The sequence below is a fragment of the Frankia sp. CgKIO3 genome, from assembly GCF_977946435.1.
Genome location: NZ_CDWTMO010000239.1, coordinates 1 through 2,746, shown reverse-complemented (window position 1 = coordinate 2,746; position 2,746 = coordinate 1). Strand labels below are relative to the sequence as shown.

The window sequence follows — 2,746 nt, the reverse complement described above, 5'->3', positions numbered from 1 at the left end:
GCGACCGCGTTCGACAAGGACCAGCACACCCCACCGGGCCTAAGAGATCCTTAAAACGAGCTCAAGACAAGCTGTGATCTTGCTGTCACGAAATGCCTCTCGAGAGTGACCATCCCGCGGTGTCAGGATGTTGCCATCAAGCGGGAGTCCACCGGACTTAGGGCTCACCGTGACCCTGGGTAGCTGATCCTCGGGGCGTGCGCTGGCGCGGGCTCAGCCCGGACCACTCGTCCGCCCAGGCCGCCAGCGGTTCCAGCACTCCCTGCAGGCGACGGCCGTGCGCGGTCAGCCGGTACTCGCCGGCCTCGTTCACCTCGACGAGGCCGGCCTCGCGCAGCTCCCGTAGGCGTTGGGTCACCTGGGCCTGCGGCGCCTCGAGCCGCGCCACAAGCGCGCGGAACGGCGGGGCCGTCCCGCGCAGGTTCCAGTAGACGGCGAGGGCGAAGCGCCGGCCCAACAGGTCCACAAGACCGGCGAGGGCGGACGGTGCGCCGTCCGGAGTCTCGGGATGACCGGAGGCGTGCGGTCGTCCCGGCCCGTTCGGCCTCGCCTGCCTCATCGGCATGTCCCGCCGGGACCGCTCATCGGTGGCCTCCGGGGTCTCCGGCGCGAGGGTGCCCCGATCAGCGGGCACCGACCGAGCCGACGCCGTTGGATCCGACACCGTTGGAGCTGTGCGAGCCGAGGGGAGTAAACAGCCTGGTCGCGGACTGCCCGGCGTGGGCGCCAAGCAGGTCCCGGGCCTTCTGGTAGAAGGTGGCCGCCTGCGCGGAGACGAGTCCCGCCGCGCTCTGGACCTCCGGGCGCTCCTGGAGGTCACGGACCTGCCGCATGATGGCGTCGTAGTGCTCCCGGCCGGCCCGGGCGCCGAGGACGTATCCGAGACCGAGGGCCAGGATGACGCTGGGCCTGATACGCATGTTGCCTCCCAGGAGACCGAGGGACGTGCAGGCGGATGGCCGCCGGCCGCTTGACGTTGTGTCGTCGGGTTGATTCCTACCCCACGTCCAAGACCGCCCGAACCTCAGGTAGGCTGACGACGTCAGGTGCATGGCAGGTGCACGGCACCCGATCCCGCGTAGCTCAATTGGCAGAGCAGCCGGCTGTTAACCGGCAGGTTATAGGTTCGAGTCCTATCGCGGGAGCATAGGCCCAGGCCGGAGGCCCGATCCCTTCCGAAGATCAATTCCGAGTCATATCAGTACCACTTGAGCCTTACCCATCCATACTATGATCTTGATCGATGCAAGATCAAGAGAACTACTACAAGCACGGCCACGCGTGGACCATCAAGATCACGAAAGATTCACCTGCCGATGGGTCGACAGTAGCCCCTCAGATTGCCACGCTGTGCAGCAGAGCCAACACGACGGTGCTGTGGGGGTGGCCGGTGCGACTGGCGTCGTTCAACGTGGAAAACCTGTTCGAACGGGTCCGGGCGATGAATCTGCCCACCTGGGACGAAGGCCGACCGGTCCTAGCCGCATTCGACCGGTTCACCACCCTCGCCCAGCACGAGGTCTATACCTTTCAGGACAAGACCGACATGCTCGCCGACCTGGAAACGATGGAGATCCTGACCCGCACCGGCGAGGGTCGGCTGCAGCTCAGCCGGGATCCACAGCCGCGGTGGGCCCGGCTTCGCGAGAACCGCGGGAACTTCCTCACCCAACCCCCCCGGTAAGGACGCTGTGATCGACGCAGCCGGACGGCAGGATTGGATCGGCTGGGTCGAACTGGTCACCGGCCCCGTCAACGAGACCGGGATCCGCTCCACCGCCCAGGTCATCACGGACATCAACGCCGACGTTCTCGCCGTGATCGAAACCGAAAACCGTCCGGCGCTGGTCCGGTTCAACACCAGTCTGCTCGCCGGCCTGTACGCCCACGTGATGCTCATCGACGGCAACGACCCCCGCGGCATCGACGTCGGCCTGCTGGCCAAACCCGGCCACACGATCGGCTCGATCGTCAGCCACGTCGACGACCCCGACCCGGCCCGCCCCGACCGGCCGCTGTTCAGCCGCGACTGCCCCGCCTACGAACTGCACACCCCCGCCGGCAACACCGTCTGGGTGCTGCCGAACCATTTGAAAAGCCAGTCTTGGACCTCCGGAAACCCCGACCCGCTACGCCGCCGGCAGGCCCACCGGGTGGCGGAAATCTACACCGCGCTCCGCGACGCCGGCGCCCGATACATCGCCGTCGTCGGTGACCTCAACAAGCCATCCCCGCCCGCGTTCCCCAGCCTCGAACCCCTCCTCGGCCCCGACAGCCCACTCGTGGACGCCGCCAGCCGGGCCGGATTCGACACCGGTCCCCGACCCGGTACCTTCCAGTCCTGCACCGCCCGCAACCGACTCGACTACATCCTGCTCTCCCCCGACCTCGCCGACCGGATGACCGGCGGGCAGATCGTCCGCACCGGCCTGTGGGGCGACCCCGACAACAAACACCCATCCGCCCAGTGGGCGATCCACCCCAAGATCACCCGAGCCGGACAGGCCGCCTCCGATCATGCCGCCCTTTACGTCGACCTCGATATCTAAAACACCGCGGTATCTAGAACACCCAGGCAACGCTCTGTTGTGCCGCTGAGCGGACGCCTGCCCCACCGCCCGATCTGACCGGCCCCCGAACCATCCGGACAATCACGCAAGGACCACCTGGGGGCGACGAGGAATGATCTGGATCATCTGTACTGAAGGTTGCGGAACAAGCCTCCTCGTAGGTGCTCTGGGAATCG

4 protein-coding genes and 1 tRNA gene are annotated in these 2,746 nt (G+C 66.9%); 3 read left to right on the top strand and 2 right to left on the bottom strand.

Annotation, left to right across the window (positions count from 1 at the left end):
• Positions 1-157: 157 nt before the first annotated feature.
• Positions 158-634: a winged helix-turn-helix transcriptional regulator gene (locus AC08OJ_RS18720; protein WP_476596426.1), complete on the bottom strand. Its 477-nt coding sequence runs from the start codon at positions 632-634 to the stop codon at positions 158-160.
• Positions 624-920 (bottom strand): hypothetical protein, encoded by a 297-nt coding sequence (locus AC08OJ_RS18715; RefSeq protein ID WP_476594660.1) that lies wholly within the window; start codon positions 918-920, stop codon positions 624-626. Before AC08OJ_RS18715 ends, AC08OJ_RS18720 begins: the two co-directional genes overlap by 11 nt.
• 152 nt (positions 921-1,072) lie before the next feature.
• Here AC08OJ_RS18715 and AC08OJ_RS18710 point away from each other — a divergent pair.
• The 3 genes from AC08OJ_RS18710 to AC08OJ_RS18700 all read left to right on the top strand — a co-directional run bounded on the left by AC08OJ_RS18710 (position 1,073) and on the right by AC08OJ_RS18700 (position 2,549).
• A tRNA-Asn gene (locus AC08OJ_RS18710) sits at positions 1,073-1,145 on the top strand.
• Positions 1,146-1,243: 98 nt separating this feature from the next.
• Positions 1,244-1,684, top strand: coding sequence for a hypothetical protein (locus AC08OJ_RS18705; RefSeq protein ID WP_476596425.1), 441 nt, complete (start codon positions 1,244-1,246; stop codon positions 1,682-1,684).
• Positions 1,685-1,691: 7 nt separating this feature from the next.
• Positions 1,692-2,549: an endonuclease/exonuclease/phosphatase family protein gene (locus AC08OJ_RS18700; protein WP_476596424.1), complete on the top strand. Its 858-nt coding sequence runs from the start codon at positions 1,692-1,694 to the stop codon at positions 2,547-2,549.
• Positions 2,550-2,746 lie beyond the last annotated feature (197 nt).

What these genes read in the sequence shown, in the direction of transcription:
- AC08OJ_RS18715 (WP_476594660.1), bottom strand. Translation starts at nt 920, where the DNA reads ATGCGTATCAGGCCCAGCGTCATCCTGGCCCTCGGTCTCGGATACGTC.
- AC08OJ_RS18705 (WP_476596425.1), top strand. Translation starts at nt 1,244, where the DNA reads ATGCAAGATCAAGAGAACTACTACAAGCACGGCCACGCGTGGACCATC.